The following is a 21,121-nucleotide window of genomic DNA, read 5'->3' as shown; positions in this document are numbered from 1 at the left end:
ATGAAAAACCAGAAGAAAATTAAGGCAAGAGTTGCGATCGCAGCCATAGATCCTGAATATCTGCTAAAAATACATTCAACCAATCAAGTGCTTTCACACTTCGTTGATGCGTTATCGAACGAGTGCGAAGTGTAGCAGTCTGTAACTTAAGATGTATGCCAGCACGTAGTATCATCATCAATAGTTGAGAACCAGCGATCGCGATCGCTCACCAAGACTTAAAACCACTTTTCTTTGTTCAGGTGTTTAGTTACTTACGCCGAACCTCTTCTAGAAAAGTAACTTGGGGTGACACATCGCTTAACTTTTGGAACGCCTTGCAAATAAGATATGTTAGATTTATTTATCTCTACTTACTTAATTTTTGTAAAACCAGATACATTAAATGGTAGTTTAGTAGCAAAGGAATCGAAGAGCATGGCCATTAGTAGCCCTGAAGTCATCCGTCATATCTTGATCGGGCTGGGATATTTAGCACCTGAGATTGATCCGAAGCCGGATCTCACTAAATTTGCTCCCTGGAAGCGCAATAACAACTCATTGACAGACGATCTCACTGAAGAAGCGATTAAAAAGTTTCAGAAGCAGTACTCACAAAAACTTGTGGTAAATGGTAACGCTGATGCTGAAACTCGGACTGTAATGGAAGAGACAGTCAAAGGGCTTCAAAATAGATTGAAGTTTCACGGTTTTGCAACCCCTGCCGAAATTCCTCAAGACAAGCCTTTTTATGGGCCAGCCACTTATACAGCAGTCAAGAAATTTCAGAAATCTCAGGGTTTAACTGAAAATGGCATTGCCACTTTTGAACAGCGTCAAATTCTACAGCAGCCAAACCTAACAGATAAGCCTCCAACCCCGCCACAATCACAACTCAAGCTGATAGATTTGTGCTTCCAATTCAAAAAGAATCCTCAAAATCCTTCTTACATCGCAGCGTTAAATAACTTACAACAAAACCTACCCAAGGACGTTTTACACAAAGTTACTAACAAATGGAGAGGGACAAACGACCAAAATCCTGAGATTGTCAAGCTGACAAATTTGTTCATTTATTATGATGACAACAATCAAAACCATCGTGATGCACTAAATCACTTACAAAGTCAGATTACCCCAGCTATCTCTCAAGCATTTTTAAGTCTCTGGAATAAGAAGTAAACAAAGCGATCGCTCTTGGAGAACTTCCCAAGCCCTTTACCCATATTCTCAACTTCAGGTCAAAATCTTACCCTCGCATTGCTTGCAATGTAAGGTTCCAGAACAGATTTTGGTTTATGGTTATAATTTATACTAATCAACCAGCCTTAAACCACTAACTAGAAAACATCAACTTAAAAACCAGATTTTTTACTTTGCTCAGTAAAAAACCTGGTTTTTTAATCGTCTTCTTTTTTCGTACCTCTAAGGAGACGGAGGGCAATACTTTTCGGGTTTTGGGGGAAAGGGAAAGGGTTTGAATTTCCCTTTCCCCAAAGCCCAGTAACCTTTTCCCAGACCAAAAGAGAGATTATTGGGTTTAACCGAAAAGTATTGAGACGGAAGGTATGAGGAAAATTGTCCTCTGCCTCCTGCATTCATTGATAGAATGATTCCTCCACGCTAGCTTTGCCGCGATCGCGCCCTAGATTTAGACGCTGTTCATGTCTGGAGACAACATTTATTTTCCTTAAACAGTCGATAATGTAAATAAATGTAAAAAATTCTCAGGCAGGATAGAAGCATCTATGCGTGTAATTTTAATGACTGGTAAAGGCGGCGTGGGCAAAACTTCCGTCGCTGCTGCAACTGGACTCCGTTGTGCAGAACTAGGCTATCAGACATTGGTTTTAAGTACAGATCCAGCTCATTCCCTAGCTGATAGTTTTGACATAGAACTGGGACACGCACCCCAAAAAATTCGCCCAAATTTGTGGGGCGCAGAACTGGATGCGCTGCAAGAATTAGAGGGAAACTGGGGTGCTGTAAAACGTTACATTACCCAAGTTTTACAGGCGAGGGGTTTAGACGGCGTACAGGCGGAAGAATTGGCGATTTTACCCGGCATGGATGAGATTTTTGGCTTGGTAAGGATGAAACGCCATTACGATGAAGGTGAGTTTGATGTTTTAATTATCGACTCAGCCCCCACTGGCACTGCACTGCGCTTGCTGAGTCTACCTGAAGTTGGTGGTTGGTATATGCGCCGTTTTTACAAACCATTTCAAAACATCTCGGTAGCACTTCGCCCTTTGGTTGAACCTTTTTTTAGACCAATTGCTGGTTTTTCACTACCCGATAAAGAGGTGATGGATGCACCTTATGAGTTTTATGAACAAATTGAAGCTCTAGAAAAAGTATTAACAGACAATACCCAAACCTCAGTGCGTCTAGTCACCAATCCTGAGAAGATGGTGATTAAAGAGTCTCTGCGTGCCCATGCTTATCTGAGTTTGTATAATGTTGCAACAGATTTAGTAGTGGCTAATCGGATTATTCCAAGCGTTGTCCAAGATCCCTTTTTCCAACGTTGGAAGGAAAGTCAGGAACAATATCGCCAGGAAATTCATGATAATTTCCACCCTCTACCTGTGAAAGAAGTTCCCCTATTTTCTGAAGAAATGTGTGGATTAGCTGCATTGGAACGCCTCAAGGAAACTCTTTATAAAGATGAAGATCCGACTCAGGTTTATTACAAAGAAACTACTCTTAGAGTCGTGCAAGAGGAAAACCAATACAGCTTAGAAATTTATTTACCTGGGATTCCTAAAGACCAAGTTCAACTAAGTAAAACCGGAGACGAATTAAACATTACTATTGGCAACCATCGTCGTAACTTAGTTTTGCCACAAGCCTTAGCAGCACTACAACCAGGAGGGGCAAAGATGGAAGATGACTATCTAAAAATCCGCTTTGCTGACAACACAAGAGTTTAATTTTGTTGAATGTTTTTCTGTCAACAAAAAGTTAGAACTAACAAGCAAGAACTCTATCTTAATAGCTAGTACAGACGCAACTTTTTAGCGTCTGTTTTTATTATTTTTTTGATGAATTTTTACATAAGGTAAAAAATATTTTTACTAGTAATTAGACCGTAGTTTTACTGAAGACAAATTGATGAAATAAATTTCACAATGTTGTTAGAATTACTAATCTCATTTTGCAAACTACTAATTTATTTTTCTATAGGCAATGACCTCCAATCCTGAACAAAATTTTTTATATAGCCAGGAAGAAAGTTTACTACGCCGGATTACAAACCGTATCCGACGAAGCTTAGAGTTAGAAGAAATTATCACAGTGACAACAGCAGAGGTGCGATCGCTATTAAAAACTGACCGAGTGATGATTTACAAATTTCATGCCGATGGTAATGGTCAGGTCATTGCTGAGTCAATTTACAATAATCGTTTACCATCATTACTGGGGCTGAATTTCCCAGCAGACGATATTCCCCTCAGCGCCCGTGAGCTATTTCTCAAATTACGGGTGCGTTCTGTTGTGAATGTTGATACTCAAGAAATTGGTCAAATTCACCTGCGTGACTTGGATAATGGAGAAACTATATCAGAGGAGATCCGTTACCGTTCTGTAGACTCCTGCCATATTGAATATTTGACGGCAATGGGGGTAAAATCTTCTGTGGTAGCGCCTATTCTCTATCAAGATCAACTCTGGGGGCTACTGGTTTCTCATAATTCTGAAGCGCGTTTGATTTCAGAATATGAACTAGAAGCAGTGCAGATGGTGGTAGAGCAACTCTCTGTAGCGATCGCTCAAAGTAGTCTGCTCACTCAAGTCCGCAAAACAGCCGAACGGGAAACTATCATTAACCGCATTGCTACCCTACTACATTCATTGCCAACAATTGTATTACAACCAGCCCTAGAAGCAGCTATTGCTGCCTTTAATGGTGTTGGTGGCAGGCTTTGCATTAGAAATGAGGCTTTTGATTACTACAACGGCAATCTTACTAGCTTAACAGAATGCTTAATACCAGGAAATACTTGTATCAAGCTTTTTATCTGTGGACAGCAACCTGTGATGCCAGAACAAACTATATATCCACTAATAGAGCAGTATAGTATCTGGCAAGAACACTATAAGTCTGGTAAATACGATGTTTGGGCAATTTCAGATTTATATAATAGCCCTGACTTGCGAAGTTTACAAGTTGCTTTTCAACCAACTAAAATTCGTGGCATATTGACAATCCCACTCCAGTATCGTCAGCAGTTACTGGGCTACTTAAGCATTTTCCGCAATGAAGTAGATACAGAGACTTTATGGGCAGGGCAGTATGATAGCGATCAAAGGCAACTGTACCCCCGGCGATCGTTTGAGGTTTGGCGCGAATCTAAAAAAGCACAAGCTCAAAAATGGACGGTTGAAGAGATTGAACTGGCTAGAGACATCGGTAAACACTTTGCTTCGGCTATTCAGCAGTATGAACTACAGCAACAAGTACAAGTCTTCAATGAAAATTTAGAAAAACAAGTTAAAAGACGCACAGTTGAGTTACAACGGACAGCTGAACAAGAACAGGCTGTGTTTAAAGTTATTGCCGAGATTCGCGAATCTCTAGACACAGATACTATTTTTCAAACCACTACTAAAGAGGTTTGTCAATTAATCAAAGCCGATCGCGTTTCTGTTTATCGTTTCGATTCTAATTGGGGTGGTGAATTTGTCGGGGATTTCGAGGCTGCTAGTCCATATTGGTCGAATGAGTCAGAGATAGGTATTAATACAGTATGGAATGACACCTATTTACAAGATACAGAGGGAGGACGCTACCGCAACAATGAAACATTTGCAGTCGATGACATCTACAAGATGGGATTTGCTAAGTGTCATATCGACAATCTAGAGCAGTTTCAAATTCACGCTTTTGTGCTAGCTCCGATCTTTGTTGGGCAAAAACTTTGGGGTTTGCTAGCAACTTATCAACACACCGGTCCTCGACAATGGAAAGCCTCGGAAGTTAACTTTCTGAGTCAGATTGCGGCCCAAATGGGCGTAGCACTCCAGCAAGCTGAATTACTCACTCAGACACGACAACAGACGTTAAATTTGCAACAAGCAGCAGAACAACAACGGGTATTGTTTGAAGTTGTGGCGAAAGTTAGGAAATCTCTCGATCTAGATGCGATTTTTCAGACAACCACCCAAGAAATCTGTAAATCACTACAAGCGGATCGAGTTGCAGTCTTCCAATTCCAGGCTGATTGGAGTGGTGAGTATATTGCCGAGTTTGTTGGCGATGGTTGGGTAAAACTAGTAGGTTCTAATACTAAGACAGTTTGGCAAGATAGCTATTTGCAGGAAACCCAAGGTGGACGATATCGTCACAACGAAACCTTTGCAGTTGATGACATTTATCAAGTTGGACATTCTCAATGCCACGTTGCAGTTCTAGAGCAAATTCAAGCAAGGGCTTATGCGATCGCACCTATATTTATTGGGCAGCAACTATGGGGCTTGTTAGCGGCTTATCAAAACTCTGCACCCCGCCATTGGGAAGCCTCGGAAATTAAGTTTATCACTCAAATTGCCAATCAGCTTGGGGTTGCACTCCAACAAGCCCAATTACATAATCAAACCAAAGAGCAGACAGAAAAGCTGACTCAAGCTCTGCATGATTTAAAGCAAACTCAAACCCAACTGATCCAAACTGAGAAAATGTCCTCATTAGGTCAACTGGTAGCTGGTGTTGCTCACGAAATTAATAACCCTGTGAACTTCATTTATGGCAACATCAATCATGTCAACAATTACGCCCAAGATTTACTGGGTATACTAGACCTCTATTTACAAAATACCCCTAACCCCAGCCCTGAGATTCGCGATCGCACATTCGAGATAGACTTAGAATTTCTCATCGAGGATTTGCCGAAAACTCTATCTTCCATGAAAATTGGGGTTGATCGCATCCGTCAGATTGTTTTGGGTTTACGGAATTTCTCTCGCCTTGATGAGGCAGAAATGAAACCGGTTGATATTCACGAGGGCATTGATAGCACTTTGCTAATTTTGCAACATCGTTTGAAAGCAAAACCAGAAAGTCCGGCTATTAAATTAGTCAAAGAATACAGTGAGCTTCCCTTAGTAGAATGTTATGCGGGGCCACTGAATCAAGTATTTATGAATGTTTTAAGCAATGCGATCGATGCTCTTGAAGATTACAGAGAATCTCCATCAAAACCTCATAGCAGTCAAATTACCATTTGTACTGCTATTGGAGAGCTTGAAGGTAATATCAAGAGCGTAGTAATTCGCATTGCAGACAATGGCTCAGGAATACCCGAAGCTCTGAAGGCAAGAATCTGTGACCCATTTTTCACTACTAAACCAGTGGGAAAAGGCACTGGTTTGGGGTTATCAATAAGTTATCAAATTGTCGTAGATAAACACGGTGGTGTGTTTAAATGTGATTCTCAGCCGGGGTTAGGTACAGAATTTTGGATTGAAATTCCGGTGAGCCAAATTACCAAATTTTAGAAACAGAAAATTAACTTGCATAGTAAAGCTTAAGAAATCATTCTTTGATGAGAAATACAGCAGTCCTATAGGAGCAATTCATGAATTGCCTCCAATACTTTTCGGTTAAACCCAATAATCTCTTTTTTGGTTTGGGGAAAGGTTACTGGGCTTTGGGGAAAGGGAAATTCAAACCCTTTCCCCCTTAACCGAAAAGTATTGGAACGGGAGCATCCACTTTTGGAAGATATACAAGTTCTGGGAGAATATAACAACAGATAAAACGTGTGGATGACTCACCATGAACCAGGAAAAACAAGAACGCATCAAAGCCTGTTTACAAGAATTGTCAACACTGCTGTATGAAGAAGCAGATAAAAGTAAGCTGACAGACCTCGAAAGTATAGAAAAAACAGTTCGGAGTCAAATATTAGAACTAGTCAGCCCAGAAATAGCCCTTTTTTTATCGAACAAAAAACTGGAACAAAAGTAGGTAAAACCAGGAAGATTAAAAGCTTAGTGGGGGAACTGAAATTAAAAGCGAAACAGATACACAGACTGGGTTTAAAGCCAAGAAGTCGTTTAAGTCCATTACTTCAAAAGTGCTGTTTGAGGCTATCAGCAAATGAATCATACCAAAAAGCAGAAATCGAGATTGAGGCATTAACAGGGGTGAAAGTTGGTCACACGACACAACAAAAACTAGTTCTCGAACAGGACTTTCAGCTACCATTTGCAAAACAAGCTGTGTCAGAACTGAGTGTGGATGGTGGAAAAGTCCGGCTTACAGGTAAACCCAAAGTAGGCTGTCACTGGCGAGACTATAAAACCGTTCGTTTGCAAGGGATTTACTATGGTGCGTTTTTTGATGACAACCAATCATTAATCGATTATGTCAATAGCCAATGTTTGGTGAATCCACTTGTTTGCTTGGGAGATGGTCATGATGGAGTTTGGAATTTAGTTAAAGAGTTTGGAACTGAACAATTTGAACGTTGGGAAATTTCGGATTGGTATCACCTCAAGGAAAATCTTTATAAAATTGGTGGTTCTCTAAAGCGTCTCAAAGCTGCTGAGAGTTTATTGTGGCAAGGTCAGATAGAGCAAATTCAGGCTTTATTTAATAATTGCCGAGGTAAACAAATTAAGAAGTTTATCGCTTATCTCGAAAAACATCGCTCTCGCATTATTAACTACAGCTATTACCAAGCTGAACAACTGTGTTCTATTGGTTCTGGTTCTGTCGAGTCTGCTATTAAACAGATTGGAGCAAGGATTAAAATTTCCGGCGCACAGTGGAATGTTGAAAGTGTCAACCAAATCCTTTCCCTTCGTTGTGCTTATCTCAATGGTTTACTTGCTATTTGAGTCTTTCTGCCAAAACTGGATGCTCCCATTGGAACTGCCTCTACGATAGACGTGGTTTTTAAAATCATCTATATTTCAATACGCTTGGGTAAGGGTTACTGGCAAAAATTTTGGGTTTTTAAGACGCGATAAATCGCCGTCTCTACAAGTGTTTTGGTCTTATCTTAACTGTATTGATCTATATTTAGTCTTATCTGTCAATGCGTCAATCCTAAAGAAAGTGGTAGAGGGCAAAAACATATTTTCTTCCTCCTGCCCTCTTCAATCCTTGCCCAATAATGAGCAACTTTTAATTGATTACTCCTGAAAGTGGGTGCAATATTGTTAAATGAAAGCTATGCCTAGTTTCAGCTTTCAAATACCGTTCTTGCAAAGGTTGCCACTGCTGCCACGACTGATAACGATTTTCAGTCAACAAACTAGCAAGGGTAGGCAACTCAGTCTTAATTTCTGATTTAAATATCTTTCCAAGCCAGTCAGTTAAGACCGCACTATCTTGCATCGTACCCAAAATTTCTTGGATATTTTTCACTTCTGTCATATAAGCTCCGTAAGACTCACCATATAAGTCTGTAAATAACTCCATCTGGTAGCGTATACGTTTAGCTTCTTTTCGTAAACTATGCAGAATTTCGCCTTGCGTTGTTAATTGTTGTTCTATTTTTTCTGGTTCCCAGTTCTTCTGAATTTTTACCTCTGCTTCCACAAGTTGAGTACCAACTAGCCAACCTGGATGTAATAAGAAGTTACTCACTTCTGGTAGAAGTAAATCTGGTAGTACTTGTTGGATAGTAATAGATGCCAATGGTTGATAAGTTGGTTTATCTAACCACTTATCTAATGCCTCTTTTAAAGACTTGTAAGATTCATCTTTTAATGTTTTCTGTACACTTGATAGTACATCTTCACGTTGTTTAGCTAAAGCGTTGAAAGCTGTTTGTAAAGATTCCTGTTCTTTGCAGGGTAAGTTTGGTTTGTAATTGTTTTCCAAACTTTCTTTGAGTACGTCTAAATCTCGCAGATTACCAAGACGACGGGCTATTTTACCAATATTTTTATCGCTGATTGGTTTTGGTACATCCACTGCTAGTCCAAACCTAGTTACAGCCGTGCGTAAACGACGCATTCCTACTCGCATTTGATGAAGCGCTTCTGGATCTTCATCTTTCTTTACTGATTTTTCCCACTTCAAGGTTTTCTTAAAGTGTTTTTGAATCGCTTGGTAGGCGTAGTCCCCTAGAGTTTTTACCGTGGTTTGTGTGGCTAATTTCATAATTGAGCTTAATTACTACCTCATGAGGTTATTGCATAATAACATTAGTTAAAAATTTATATCTAGTTTTAATATATTTTTTATTCAATGAAGTTATTACGCTTTCTATTACTATTGATAGTTGCATACTATCAATAGTAATATACACTATCTACCAAAGGTCTAAAGAGCCCATTCGCCTTTGCAATTTAACATGACAATTTCTAAAAATTTTTATATGGAATTAAATAATATATTATTATAACATGATTAATCTTTTTGCAATCACCAGATAATTTTAAATGTCAAACTCACATTTGCTTAATCAAGTCCTCTTAACTTTTATAGATAATTTTAAAGAACATAGAAAAGATTTATCAGCATTGTTACTAACACATCAGAAGTATTTATGGTTGGGGTGAGATGAAACTTCAACTATTGAGCGTCTGTCTTTAGTTAATACTGATAAATTTACAGACCATCAACAATTTAGGGTAGCAGAATTTATCAACCTACCTGCACCAGAAAATGAAGAAATAGATATAGAGAGACTTGCTTACACTGATTATTATCTATGGTTTGTTGGTTCTCATAGCTACAAACGTAAAAAACCTAAACCTGATAAGACTGATGCACAAAACTTTAAACGGCTAGCAAAAATTGAATCAGAACCTAACCGTTACGTCTTAGGACGGATTCCTCTAATAAACGGTAGCTTATTCTCATCTTGTCCACATCCCCAAAATCCACATGTGCAGTTGAATGCCGCTAAACTAGAGGTAACGGGACAGGGTAATTTACTGATGACAGCTTTGGCAGATGACCCTCATTTAGGCTTGTTTATCAAGGCATCAATTCCAGGAAAAGATAATGGCTTTGATATTGAAGGAATAGGCGTTTATCAAAGCCGGATTTTTTTTGGGTTTGCGGGGCCCTGTATTGCGGGGTTGGGCTAGGGTGCTGGAAATTGAGTTAGAAGATTCCATCCCTGGAATTCTGAAACTGCGGCAAATTGGGGAAGCAAAGGAATTATATAAAAAGCATTTTGTCTGGTTGAATGGTTTAGGAATTCGGGATTTATGTGTAGATGGCAAAGATTTGTTGATTTTAGCTGGCCCAATGATGGATTTAGATGGGCCCGTGCAAATTTATCGTTGGGTAAATGGTGTGAATCTGCAAGAAAATGTCTTTAGCAATCCAGATTTTGTCCAGGATATTCCTTATGGAAATCGGGAAGATCGTGCTGAGGGAATGGCGCTATTTCAGGATGTGGCTGGTATACCTTCGCTATTGGTAGTTTATGACTCTCCAGCAAAAAGTAGGCTGGTGGGTGATGGTAGTGTAATAGCGGATGTGTTTAAGATGGAATAAAGATGAATTTTGGTTTTTGGATTGTTAAAGGTTAGTGGAGATTGCTTGTACGGGACAAGTGGGGATACATTGTTCGCAGACGATACAACGCGATCGCGTGAATGTCAGTTTGTATGTCTCTGGGTGGAGAGTGAGGGCTTCGGTAGGACAAACCCCAGTACACAAGCCACAATGGACACAGACATCCTCGTCGATCGCAATTTCGCCTAAAGTATAAGAGACGTTAACATGGCGCGATCGCATCCACTCGATAGCGGCATCTAGTTGATCGATATCTCCTGCTAGTTCCACTACTAGTTTGCCAATTTGATTTGGGGCAACTTGGGCACGGATAATATTAGCAGCGACGTTGAATTCTTTGGCCAGTACGTAAGTGACTGGCATTTGCACGGCGCGTTTCGGGAAGGTTAGTGTTACTCGTTTTTTCACAGGTTTAGCAGAGGGTTTTTTCTGTTGTAGCGTATTGGAAGTTTTATAACTCGAAAAAACATTTAGACGATGTAGGCAGTAGGGAATGGTGTGGTTTAATTATTTAAAAGCACTGTAAATCATTTTACAATTTAAGTTTATTAGTTGTTATTTATTGTATCCATTTTAACTTGGAAAGCTTTTAACATGAAAATATTAATTGTAGAAGATGATGGGTTAAATGCATATACACTGACTAACCTTTTGACTAACCAAAACTATGCGGTTGAAGTTGCCACTGATGGCGATGCTGCCTGGGATTGTATTCAAGCTTACGATTATGATTTAATTCTCCTGGATGTAGTTTTGCCCAAGCTGGATGGCATTAGTCTTTGTCGTAAAATCCGGTCTAATAATCTGCAAATGCCGATCTTGTTGATGACAGGGCGCAATAGTAGTCATGAGAAAGCAATCGGCTTAGATGCAGGTGCAGACGATTATTTAGTTAAACCCTTTGATATAGAAGAGTTAGTTGCTCGTATAAGGGCGCTGTTGCGTCGCCCAGCCGTAACCTCGCCACCGGTGCTGGAGTCTGGGAAGTTGCGCCTAGATCCTAGTAGCTGTGAAGCGGTTTATGCTAGAAACCTGCTCCCACTTACCCCAAAAGAGTTTGCTCTGTTAGAACTATTCTTGCGAAATAGTCGTCGGGTGTTTAGCTGTGGCATGATTTTAGAGCATCTTTGGTCTTATGAAGATACTCCCCAAGAAGAAGCTGTTCGCACTCATATCAAAGGGTTACGACAAAAACTTAAAGCTGTAGGAGCGCCCGGTGATTTGGTTGAAACAGTTTATGGTATTGGCTATCGTCTGAAACCTCTGGAAGAGGATAAGCACAGGGGCGCAGGAGCCGGGGAGCAGGGGAGCAGAGGGGCAGAGGAGCAGGGGAGCAGAGGGGAAGTAGATAGGGTAAAATCGCCGATACCCAATCTCAAATCACAGCAGCAAGCACTAATGGCAGTTGCAGAAATTTGGCAACGATTTCAAGGGCGGGTGGAGCAGCAGGTGAGGGTGCTAGAGCAAGCGATCGCAACTTTAAATCAAAATAATAGTTTAAATCCCGAATTACTCTCCCTTGCAGCCAAAGAAGCCCATACTTTGGCAGGGTCTTTAGGCACTTTTGGCTTGCCTCTTGGCTCAAAATGGGCCCGCAATATCGAACTGCTGCTGAGTTATGATCAAACCTTGAGTAAATCTGAGATTGGCAACCTCCAAATTTGGGTAAATTTATTGCGTCGAGAAATAGAGGGAAACGATGCAGGGGCAATATCTGGATCGTCAATCTCCCAAGTAGAAACAGTGACGCAACCACTGCAAAATCATCCCGATGCAGAAACTAAAATATTGGTTGTGGATGACGATCCGCAAATTCAGGCATTGTTGCAAACCTTACTTAGTCCTTGGGGACTCAGAGCGATCGCTCTTGAAAATCCGCTTCAGTTCTGGGAAACTTTAGAAGCAGTTGCCCCAGATATGCTGATTTTAGATGTGGAATTGCCTTATATCAATGGGATAGAACTTTGTCGATTAGTACGCAACGATTCACACTGGAGTGAGTTACCCATCTTATTCCTCACTGTTCATAGCGATGCCGAGATGGTAAATCAGGTATTTAGCATTGGTGCTGATGACTTTGTAAGCAAGCCCATTGTCGGGCCAGAACTTGTAACTCGGATCGTCAATCGCTTAGAACGAATGAAATTACGGCAGCGTGTGACGCAGGGGAGCAGAGGGGCAGGGGAGCAGGGGAGCAGAGGGGCAGGGGGAGCGGAGGAAGTAAATTCACCCCCATCTTTCTCTCACCGAGCTATCAATGAACTAGAGTTGAGGGTAGCAGAGCGAACTGCCGAGTTAATAAGTGTGAATCAGCAGTTGCAGTCACAACTTGATGAACGTCAGCAAACGCAGGAAGAATTACGGTTTTCTCAAGCCCGATTTGCCCGAATTTTAGATATTGCTGATGATGCAATTATTTCTATCAACGGGTTCCACAATATCACCTTGTTTAATCAAGGAGCAGAGAAGATTTTTGGTTACTGTGCCCAGGAAGTGATTGGCCAAGGTCTTGATTTACTCTTACCGCAGCGCTTTTTCCAAGCACATCGTCAACACGTAGCGGACTTTGGGCAATCTCCCAATGTTGCCCGGCGCATGGGAGAACGGCGTGAAATTTATGGTCGCCGAAAGGATGGAAGTGAGTTTCCAGCAGAAGCTTCTATCTCTAAAATAGATATGGGTGATGAGATATTTTATACGGTCATCTTACGAGATGTCACAGAGCGCAAGCAAATCGAACGGATGAAGGACGAGTTTGTCTCTGTTGTTAGTCATGAACTCCGCACACCTTTAACTTCGATTTACGGCTCTCTCGGAATGCTAGCCAGTGGTTTGCTGCCGACAGACTCAGAGCAGGGAAAACGTCTGTTGCAAATTGCTGCTGATAGCACCGAACGCCTAGTACGTTTAATCAACGACATTCTAGACATTGAGCGGATTGAGTCGGGTAAGGCGAAGATGGAAGCAGAAATCTGCAATATCGTTGATTTGATTACTCAAGCAGTAAATGTCATCCAGCCTTTGGCTGACAAAGCCGGAGTGACACTATCCATTTCTGCTCTATCCGGTCAAGTATTGGCAGATTGCGATCGCATTGTCCAAACCTTAACTAACCTACTGAGTAACGCCATTAAATTTTCGTCTGCTGGATCTACGGTTTGGTTGGGGGCACAACAAGAAGGCGATGAAGTTTTGTTAACCATCAAAGACACCGGACGCGGTATCCCAACTGACAAACTTGAGAGTATATTTGAACGCTTTCAACAAGTTGACTCTTCAGATTCACGTAACCATGATGGTACTGGTTTAGGTTTGGCAATTTGTAAAAGCATTATGCAACAGCACGGCGGACGCATCTGGGCTGAGAGTATATTGGGCGAAGGTAGTACTTTTTACGTCACTCTGCCGTTGTTTGGGACTTTCCCACATACTGATTTACAAAACTCTTCCAATATTCCTGTAATTTATAGTCGTCATGACCAAATCATAAATAGCCACGCAAGTCAAGATGCAGAATTTTTGACTAAAGGGCGTATTACCCCCAGGAATTTGAACAACGATTGATGGAGTTACTTCAGTGCATTAATCAAAACCCAATACTTCTCGGATTTTGGGGAAAAGGGAAAAGGGGAAAGGGACAGAAAAAACCTTTACCCCAAACCTGATTCCGAGTTAAAAATGCACAAAGCGAGAAGTATTGAATCACAACCAAATAAGAGGATAGCAATTGATGGCAACAAAGCAAATTCTAGTGGTTGATAACGAGCAGTATATTCAAGAAGTTGCCAAGATTTGCTTGGAAACGGTTGCAGGCTGGAAAGTTGAAACAGCGAGTTCAGGTGAAGAGGGGATAATGAAAGCTGAGACTTACCAACCAGATGCGATTTTACTAGATGTAATGATGCCAGATATGGATGGGATTGCCACCTTTGAAAAGTTACAAGCTAATCCGGTAACTAAAAAAATTCCCGTAATTTTGTTAACTGCCAAAATCCAGGCTTCCGATCGCCGTCGTTATAATCAGATGGGAATGATTGGTGCGATCGCTAAACCATTTAATCCGCTAGAATTAGCTGCTGAAGTAGCCTTAGCACTGGGTTGGAGTCTGGAAAAATAAGCTGAGTGAAAACGGTAGAATGCGCCCAAATAACTAACTGATGCTGCGTTAACTCAACCTGATTGCCGCCAATCTGTTGGTGCTTCTATATAATCAGGTAGGCGAGTGGTGCGATCGCCAAGTGCCTTTCTAATCTGATGCAACTCTAAGTTTTTAGCCCCTGTTAAAATTGTCCCTTCCAGTTTGACATCACTGAGGTCAGCTTCTAAGAAGTTAGCTCCCATCAGGTTTGCCTGAGTCAGGTTAGCTTGATAAAAGGTCGCTCTATGCAGGTTGGCTCCAATCAGGTTTGCCTGATGCAGGTCAGCTTCCGTTAAACTGGCTTCTGAGAGATTGGCAAAATAGACTTCTGTTTGGTGGAGTTTGGCTGCATTCAAGTTAGCCCCAGAAAGGTTGGCTCCATTCAGGTTAGCCCCTGAAAGATTAGCACCTATCAAACCCGTTAGATTTAGGTTGGCTTTACCCAGTTTTGCACCTTGCAAGTTGGCTAAAAACAGCTTTGCGCCAGAGAGATTGGCGACTTTCAAAGTTGCTTGTTGCAAGTTGGCTTTATAGAGGTTTGCTCCTTGGAGATTCGCTATACGCAGACTTGCTCCAGAAAGGTTGGCTGAACGCAGGTTAGCCCCTGAGAGATTAGCACGATTAAGATTAGCCCAACATAGATTAGCTCCACAGAGGCTGGCTTGTAGTAATTTGGTTTCATAGAGAATAGACCTAATGAGTTTAGCGCCGTTTAAGTCAGCCTCACTCAAGTCGGCTCCACGCAAGTCAGCCCCGCTCAAGTCAGAACCACGTAAATCTGCTTGTTGTAGGTTAACTCCTAGCAGGTCTGCTCGTCTGATGTCGATATGACGTAAATCAAGTTTCTGATCTTTTGGGTCTTCGAGTAAATTACGCCTGCCGATAACAGTTAGGGCTGCTTGAATATCAGTGCGGATTGTTGGAAATTCTTCATGGAGATTTTGCTCTAACTGCTGTGTCGGACGCGACCCACCTCTACGCCTACCTGAATAAGCATCTGGTGCATATTCCGGCTTTTGTTGCTCAACCTTCACCTGCTGGATAGCTGCATTTTCTCGCACAAAGGCAGTAAGGATTTCCATGATTGTCCAGTGTTCTTTAGGAAAATCCTGAGCAACTCTTTCTAAGGCATAAATTGCACCTGTTCGGGTTTCAACTTTATCATGACCAAGCTGGGAAATTGCCCCCATAAAGCGTTCTGAAATCAATCTATCTTGATTGAGTTTGGCATTTTGAAGGCCAATTTCGAGGTTTTTCTCAGCTGCGATCGCATTTTTCTGCATCGCTTGGACCCGCTTTGCTGCGTAATAGGTATTAAACATTGCCGCCGATGCCAGAAAAACTATTGCAGCAGTTGTTAAAGCTTGGTTTCTGTACTGAATTTTTTCCTGAATTGACAATTCTTTAATACTGGATAAAGCAAAGAAAATTACAATCAATGAGCAGCCAAATATAACTGTTATAGTTATCAACCAATTCAACAGAGTGTCTGTCTTTTTAGAAGACATGGTAAAGATTTTCCTTACAACTTAGAATTATTACTTAGATGTTTGGAAAAAATAGTATAGCATTTAGCAGAAAATTATAATAGGTGTCAGAAGACCTCTTTAACTAGGTAATAATATCGAATATAGTAGTAGATTAAGGCGAAAATTGAACAATTACTGAAAATTGGTGAAAATCCTACCCTATAAGCTTTTTAATTTTAACTTTCGCCTTGCAGGACTGGTGTTTTACTCAGAGAATTTAGCTTCTCTAAGGTTAGCCCCATCAAGTATGGCATCATTGAGAATTGCCCCATGTAAATCAGCTAGATATAAGCTTGCACAATGCAGGTTAGCCCCTTTTAAGTTAGCTCCTTTTAGGTTTGCTGCACTAAGAATTGCCCCTTCGAGGTTAGCTAAATATAAGTTCGCACCTTCGAGGTTAGCTGCACTGAGAATTGCTCCTGCAAGATTAGCTTCTGTAAGGTTCGCCCCAGCAAGATTAGCTTGATAAAGATTTGTCTGTTGTAGATTCGCCTTATTCAGGTTTGCTCCTCTCATATCGATATAACTTAAATCAAGCTGCTCATTTTCTGGGTCTTTATTTATATCTCTTTTAGCGATAACGCTAAGGGCTGCTTGAATATTTAGACGAACTTTTTCTAGCAGATTAATCGTTACTTCTTCTTGAGGTATATAAAGAGTATTGTTTCGGATAAAAATAGTAAGAATGTTCATAATTATCCAGTGGTACTGTGGATGATTTTTGGCAATTAGCTCTAAATCATTAATTACAGCTAGACTGTTTTCTATTGTATTACTTTCTAGTTGTTCAATTGCTCTTCTTAAATGCTCTTTTGGGGACTTATCCTGAGTTTGGTTAACTTGTTTTTGGAAAGCCTGTATCCCCAGACATATTTTTACTAATTGACTGTTATTAATTGATGAATTTTTTTTTACAGTATGAAAATAATTAATGATTACTGTCAACATACTATGTTTAAAGACTTAGTGCTGATTGGTGGCGGTCACAGCCATGCAATTGCCCTGAAAATGTTTGGAATGAAGCCGTTACCCGGAGTGCGTTTGACGTTGATTACTGCAAATCAAAAGACAGCCTACTCTGGAATGTTACCAGGACATATTGCTGGATTTTACACCCATGATGAATGTCATATTGATTTGAAACCATTGGCTAACTTTGCTCAAGCAAATTTGTATATTGACAGAGTAGTTGCCCTAGACTTGGAAAACAACAAAGTTCTCTGTGCTAACGGATTGGCGGTAGATTTTGATGTGCTGTCTATTGATATTGGCAGCACTCCGGCCAGAGTGTCTGTATCAGGAGCAGCAGAATATACGATCGCAGCTAAACCAGTATCCCAGCTATTGGAACATTGGTATGAACTAATTGCAGCTGTAGGTAAAAATCCTCAAGAAGCAATTCGGATTGCGATCGCAGGTGGAGGTGCTGGCGGTGTAGAATTGGCGTTGGCGATGCAATCTCATTTACATCAGATTTTACATCAAAATCAACAACCAATTCAAAATCTGGAAATTCATTTATTTCAGCGTAACATACAACTGATGCCCAATTATCATCAATCAGTACGGCATCAACTTCAGCAGATTCTCACCGAGCGGGGTATTAAGCTATATCTTGGAGAAAATGTGTGTAATATCGCACCTAAAAACTCCAAGGAAACTAGAGAAACATTTGAAATTAAGTGCAACTCTGGTTTGAGAGTAGAGTGTAATAAAATTTTTTGGGTAACACAAGCTTCAGCACCCGAATGGTTAAAAATTGCGGGATTAGGAACTGATGAGCAAGGTTTTATTCTGGTAGAAGACACGTTACAATCTCAAACGCACCCGCAGGTATTTGCATCTGGTGACATCGCCACAATGTTAAATTATCCGCGTCCAAAAGCTGGGGTATTTGCTGTTAGACAAGGTAAACCTTTATTTAATAATTTGCAGCGAATTATATTAGGGAAATCGCTCAAACCCTATAAGCCGCAGCAACAATATTTAAGTCTAATTGGTACAGGAGATGGAAAAGCGATCGCAACCAAAGGCATCTTTACTTTACCACCTCATAAACTCTTGTGGCATTACAAAGATTGCATTGACCGCCGCTTCATGAAACGCTTCCGTTTTGAATAAACAAGGGAATAGTGAGTGGGGAATGGGGAGAGAGGTAATTTTTATCTCCCCCATGCCCAATTCCCAATCCCTTTATTGAAGCTGTTGAATTAGCTCCATAATTTGTTGATAATACTGAACATTTCCCTCTTGGTAATACAAATCTGCGGATTTTTGGAAATCCGCAATTGCTCCTTGAGAATCACCCAGATTTTGGTAGACATCTGCTCGCAGGATGTAAGCTGAAGCCCAATGAGGCTGAAGTTGTAAGGCTTGGTTTAAGTCTGTGAGCGCTCCCTGTAAATCTCCCAATAGAGAACGACTACGACCCCGATTGTACCAGTCTTCGGCAAAGCTGGAGTCGATCGCGATCGCCCGACTGTAATCTTCTATTGCTCCTTGATAATCTTCTAGAGCATAGCGGGCATTAGCGCGATCGCTGTAAAATGCAGCAGATTGAGGATTTATTTGTAAAGCTTGCGTGTAATCTGCGATCGCACTTTCATAAGCTTCTAAAGCGTAATGCGTTGAACCGCGATTGTAATATGCTTCAATTAAATCGGGATTAATTTTTAATGCTTGATTATAATCTGCGATCGCTCCTTGTTCATCCCCCAAAAGACGACGAGTATTTCCTCGATTACAATACGCTTGCGAAAATTCAGGAACCAACTCTATCGCTTGGGTATTATCATCAATTGCTCCCTGTAAATCTTTCAGAGCTTCACGGGCAATTCCACGACCATAATAAGCTGCGGCTAATTGATCGTTAATCTGTAATGCCCGATCGTAGTCTTTAATTGCTCCTTTATGATCTCCTAAAGAACGACGAGCCGCAGCGCGATCGCAATATCCTTCAGCTAAACTAGGATTGAGTTGTAATAACCGATTGCTATCTTCAATTGCGCCTTGATAGTCTCCCAGTCGGCGGAGAGCATTGGCCCGAAAGCCATATACTAAAGCTAGAGTCGGATTTTCTTGTAACGCTCGATCATAATCGGCGATCGCACCCTCATAGTCTTCAAGGGTACTACGGACAAGACCTCGTTCACAATAAGCTTGCACATCATCAGGATTGAACTTTAGCGCTTGATTAAAATCCTCAATTGCTCGGTGATATTCTTTGAGATGAGCTAGAACCAAACCCCGGTTGTAATATGCTCCAGCAAACCTGGGATTGATTTCTAGAGCGCGGTTGTAATCTGCGATCGCACTTTGATAATTTTCTAAAGAGTAGTGGGCATTACCTCGATTATGATAAGCCTCCGCCAACTTCGGATCTAATTGTAATGCTCGGTCATGATCGGCGATCGCTTCCTTGAAATTTCCTAAGATATGGTGAATATTACCCCGATTGCTGTAAGCTGCGGCAAAATTGGGATACCACTGTAAAGCTTGTTGAAAATCTGCGATTGCTCCTTGACGATCGCCCTTTTCAAAACAAACTACACCCCGATTATGATAAGCATTAGCAATATCAATATTGATATTATCAGCTAACTGGGTACTAGTTTCTATTGTTTGGATATAGTCAGCGATCGCTTTGTCGTATTTTTCTAAGGCAAAGTAGGCATTACCCCGGCTGTGGTAAAATTGGGCGAGATTGGGATCGATTTCTAATGCTTGATTATAATCTGCGATCGCTCCTTGATAATCGCCTAAAAAGTAATGTGCATTACCCCGGTGATAATAGGCTGTGGCAAAATTAGGATTGATTTCTATAGCCCGATTAAAATCTGCGATCGCACCACGATAATCTTTGAGTTGATCGGTAAGAATAATTCCTCGATTATGGTAAGCTTCAGCAAAGTTAGGGTTGAGCTTGATTGCCTGGGTATAAGCTGCGTTCGCTTCTTGATAATCGCCTTGCAAACTATGGTTCAATCCTTGGTTTAAAAATTCTTCAGCATTCATATAATAATTTTCTTGGGTTTCAACATTCCCTAGCTTAGAGGTTGTTTTAAAAGTGGTTGGCTGTGAAATCACATTTTTACCCCCCTTAATCTCCCCTTGGAAAGGAGGGAAACTAAATAATCCAGTTCCCTCCCCAATACATACGGGGAGGGTTAGGGTGGGGTAAACAAATATTTTGATACACTACTACAGACTTTTCAAACATTCTCTTAAGGCAATGGGATTCTTAACTATATATTTTGATAATCGTTCCAGTTTAAGATCCCTACTGAAGTCTCATCAGAAAACAGGAAGCTAACACAACAGTCGCTACTAGTGCGTCAGCCATTAAAACACTGGGTTTAAAAAACCTATAAAGTCCTAAATAATACCATTAGACATTTCCAGAAATTAATTATACGTTACTTGAAACCCTTGTAGAGACGTTGCAATTCAACGTCTTTACATTCTTTTTGGGAGATGTCTATTCTATTATTCAACCCTCAAATTAAGCTTATCGTGCTACTACAATTATCCTGAACTGAACCGTATTGGCTCTTAAGGCAAGCTTTCTCGCAGTAAAGCTCGAAATCCTGCTTGTTGAAAATGCTCATCAGCAGTCAGTGCTTCAGTGATTCCGCTATATTGCATCACAATAAAAGATACGCAATCCACAAATCCCCACTCTTTCTCAGTTCGTTCCCGATATAGCTCAAAAGCACGTTCGTAAAGTTCTTGAGAGAGAGGGACAATTTCTACTTTGGAGTCTGCTACTAAAGAATTTAATAATATAATTGCCGCCTGACGATAAGGTTGTTGAGATAAGGCATTGCCAATTTCCAACATTACCGCCTGTGTTGTCACCAAATGAGTTTCTGCCGCTTGTAACATTTTAGCCAGATGTAAGGCTCGGTCATGCAAGCGATCGCTCGGTGCAGATAAAGCAATGGCAAATGATGTATCAAGAAAGACTTCAGAATGCATGAGAAG

Annotated in this window: 14 protein-coding genes and 1 pseudogene; 8 read left to right on the top strand and 7 right to left on the bottom strand. The window is 40.9% G+C overall.

Annotation, left to right across the window (positions count from 1 at the left end; genetic code table 11):
• Positions 1-19: 19 nt before the first annotated feature.
• Positions 20-178 (bottom strand): hypothetical protein, encoded by a 159-nt coding sequence (locus tag NPUN_RS42120; RefSeq protein WP_167315657.1) that lies wholly within the window; start codon positions 176-178, stop codon positions 20-22.
• Positions 179-330: 152 nt separating this feature from the next.
• On the opposite strand from NPUN_RS42120, the gene NPUN_RS37875 reads away from it, so the two are divergent.
• The 4 genes from NPUN_RS37875 (at position 331) to NPUN_RS24115 (ending at position 7,827) form a co-directional block, all read left to right on the top strand.
• On the top strand, positions 331-1,161 hold the full coding sequence (locus tag NPUN_RS37875) for a peptidoglycan-binding domain-containing protein (RefSeq protein ID WP_012411083.1): 831 nt from the start codon (positions 331-333) through the stop codon (positions 1,159-1,161).
• A gap of 566 nt (positions 1,162-1,727) precedes the next feature.
• Positions 1,728-2,915 (top strand): TRC40/GET3/ArsA family transport-energizing ATPase, encoded by a 1,188-nt coding sequence (locus tag NPUN_RS24130; RefSeq protein ID WP_012411082.1) that lies wholly within the window; start codon positions 1,728-1,730, stop codon positions 2,913-2,915.
• Between the two features lie 256 nt (positions 2,916-3,171).
• Positions 3,172-6,480 (top strand): GAF domain-containing protein, encoded by a 3,309-nt coding sequence (locus NPUN_RS24125; RefSeq protein ID WP_012411081.1) that lies wholly within the window; start codon positions 3,172-3,174, stop codon positions 6,478-6,480.
• A gap of 280 nt (positions 6,481-6,760) precedes the next feature.
• Positions 6,761-7,827, top strand: a protein-coding gene (locus NPUN_RS24115; RefSeq protein WP_086000595.1) for an ISKra4-like element ISNpu14 family transposase whose coding sequence is annotated in 2 segments (ribosomal slippage) — positions 6,761-6,917 and positions 6,917-7,827 — 1,068 coding nt in all. Because the reading frame shifts where the segments join, the coding sequence is not laid out codon by codon here.
• Positions 7,828-8,116: 289 nt separating this feature from the next.
• Here NPUN_RS24115 and NPUN_RS24110 read toward each other — a convergent pair.
• On the bottom strand, positions 8,117-9,100 hold the full coding sequence (locus tag NPUN_RS24110; protein ID WP_012411080.1) for a CHAD domain-containing protein: 984 nt from the start codon (positions 9,098-9,100) through the stop codon (positions 8,117-8,119).
• Between the two features lie 416 nt (positions 9,101-9,516).
• Between NPUN_RS24110 and NPUN_RS24105 the strand changes: the two are divergent.
• Positions 9,517-10,450, top strand: a pseudogene (locus NPUN_RS24105) (DUF3616 domain-containing protein).
• 24 nt (positions 10,451-10,474) lie between these two features.
• On the opposite strand, the gene NPUN_RS24100 reads toward NPUN_RS24105, so the two are convergent.
• Positions 10,475-10,879, bottom strand: a complete 405-nt coding sequence (locus NPUN_RS24100) for an NIL domain-containing protein (protein WP_012411079.1) — start codon at positions 10,877-10,879, stop codon at positions 10,475-10,477.
• Positions 10,880-11,065: 186 nt separating this feature from the next.
• Here NPUN_RS24100 and NPUN_RS24095 point away from each other — a divergent pair, with 186 nt between their 5' ends.
• A complete protein-coding gene (locus NPUN_RS24095; protein ID WP_012411078.1) occupies positions 11,066-14,035 on the top strand; it encodes a response regulator in 2,970 nt (989 codons plus the stop codon).
• A gap of 166 nt (positions 14,036-14,201) precedes the next feature.
• Positions 14,202-14,588, top strand: coding sequence for a response regulator (locus NPUN_RS24090; RefSeq protein ID WP_012411077.1), 387 nt, complete (start codon positions 14,202-14,204; stop codon positions 14,586-14,588).
• Between the two features lie 53 nt (positions 14,589-14,641).
• Here NPUN_RS24090 and NPUN_RS24085 read toward each other — a convergent pair whose 3' ends face one another.
• Positions 14,642-16,117 (bottom strand): pentapeptide repeat-containing protein, encoded by a 1,476-nt coding sequence (locus NPUN_RS24085; RefSeq protein WP_012411076.1) that lies wholly within the window; start codon positions 16,115-16,117, stop codon positions 14,642-14,644.
• Positions 16,118-16,342: 225 nt separating this feature from the next.
• Entirely contained in the window at positions 16,343-17,086 is a 744-nt protein-coding gene (locus tag NPUN_RS24080; RefSeq protein ID WP_012411075.1) for a pentapeptide repeat-containing protein, read from the bottom strand.
• 3 nt (positions 17,087-17,089) lie between these two features.
• On the opposite strand from NPUN_RS24080, the gene NPUN_RS24075 reads away from it, so the two are divergent.
• Entirely contained in the window at positions 17,090-18,259 is a 1,170-nt protein-coding gene (locus tag NPUN_RS24075) for an FAD-dependent oxidoreductase (protein WP_041566393.1), read from the top strand.
• Between the two features lie 72 nt (positions 18,260-18,331).
• Here NPUN_RS24075 and NPUN_RS24070 read toward each other — a convergent pair whose 3' ends face one another.
• Together NPUN_RS24070 and NPUN_RS24065 are read right to left on the bottom strand one after the other, a co-directional pair.
• Complete coding sequence (locus NPUN_RS24070; protein ID WP_041566392.1) at positions 18,332-20,152, bottom strand: tetratricopeptide repeat protein; 1,821 nt, start codon at positions 20,150-20,152, stop codon at positions 18,332-18,334.
• A 537-nt stretch (positions 20,153-20,689) separates the two neighbouring features.
• Positions 20,690-21,115, bottom strand: coding sequence for a type II toxin-antitoxin system VapC family toxin (locus NPUN_RS24065; protein ID WP_012411072.1), 426 nt, complete (start codon positions 21,113-21,115; stop codon positions 20,690-20,692).
• Between the last annotated feature and the right edge of the window lie 6 nt (positions 21,116-21,121).

Source organism: Nostoc punctiforme PCC 73102, from assembly GCF_000020025.1.
GTDB lineage: Bacteria > Cyanobacteriota > Cyanobacteriia > Cyanobacteriales > Nostocaceae > Nostoc > Nostoc punctiforme.
The sequence above is the reverse complement of the archived record's forward strand: the minus strand, read 5'-3'. Positions and strand labels throughout refer to the sequence as shown.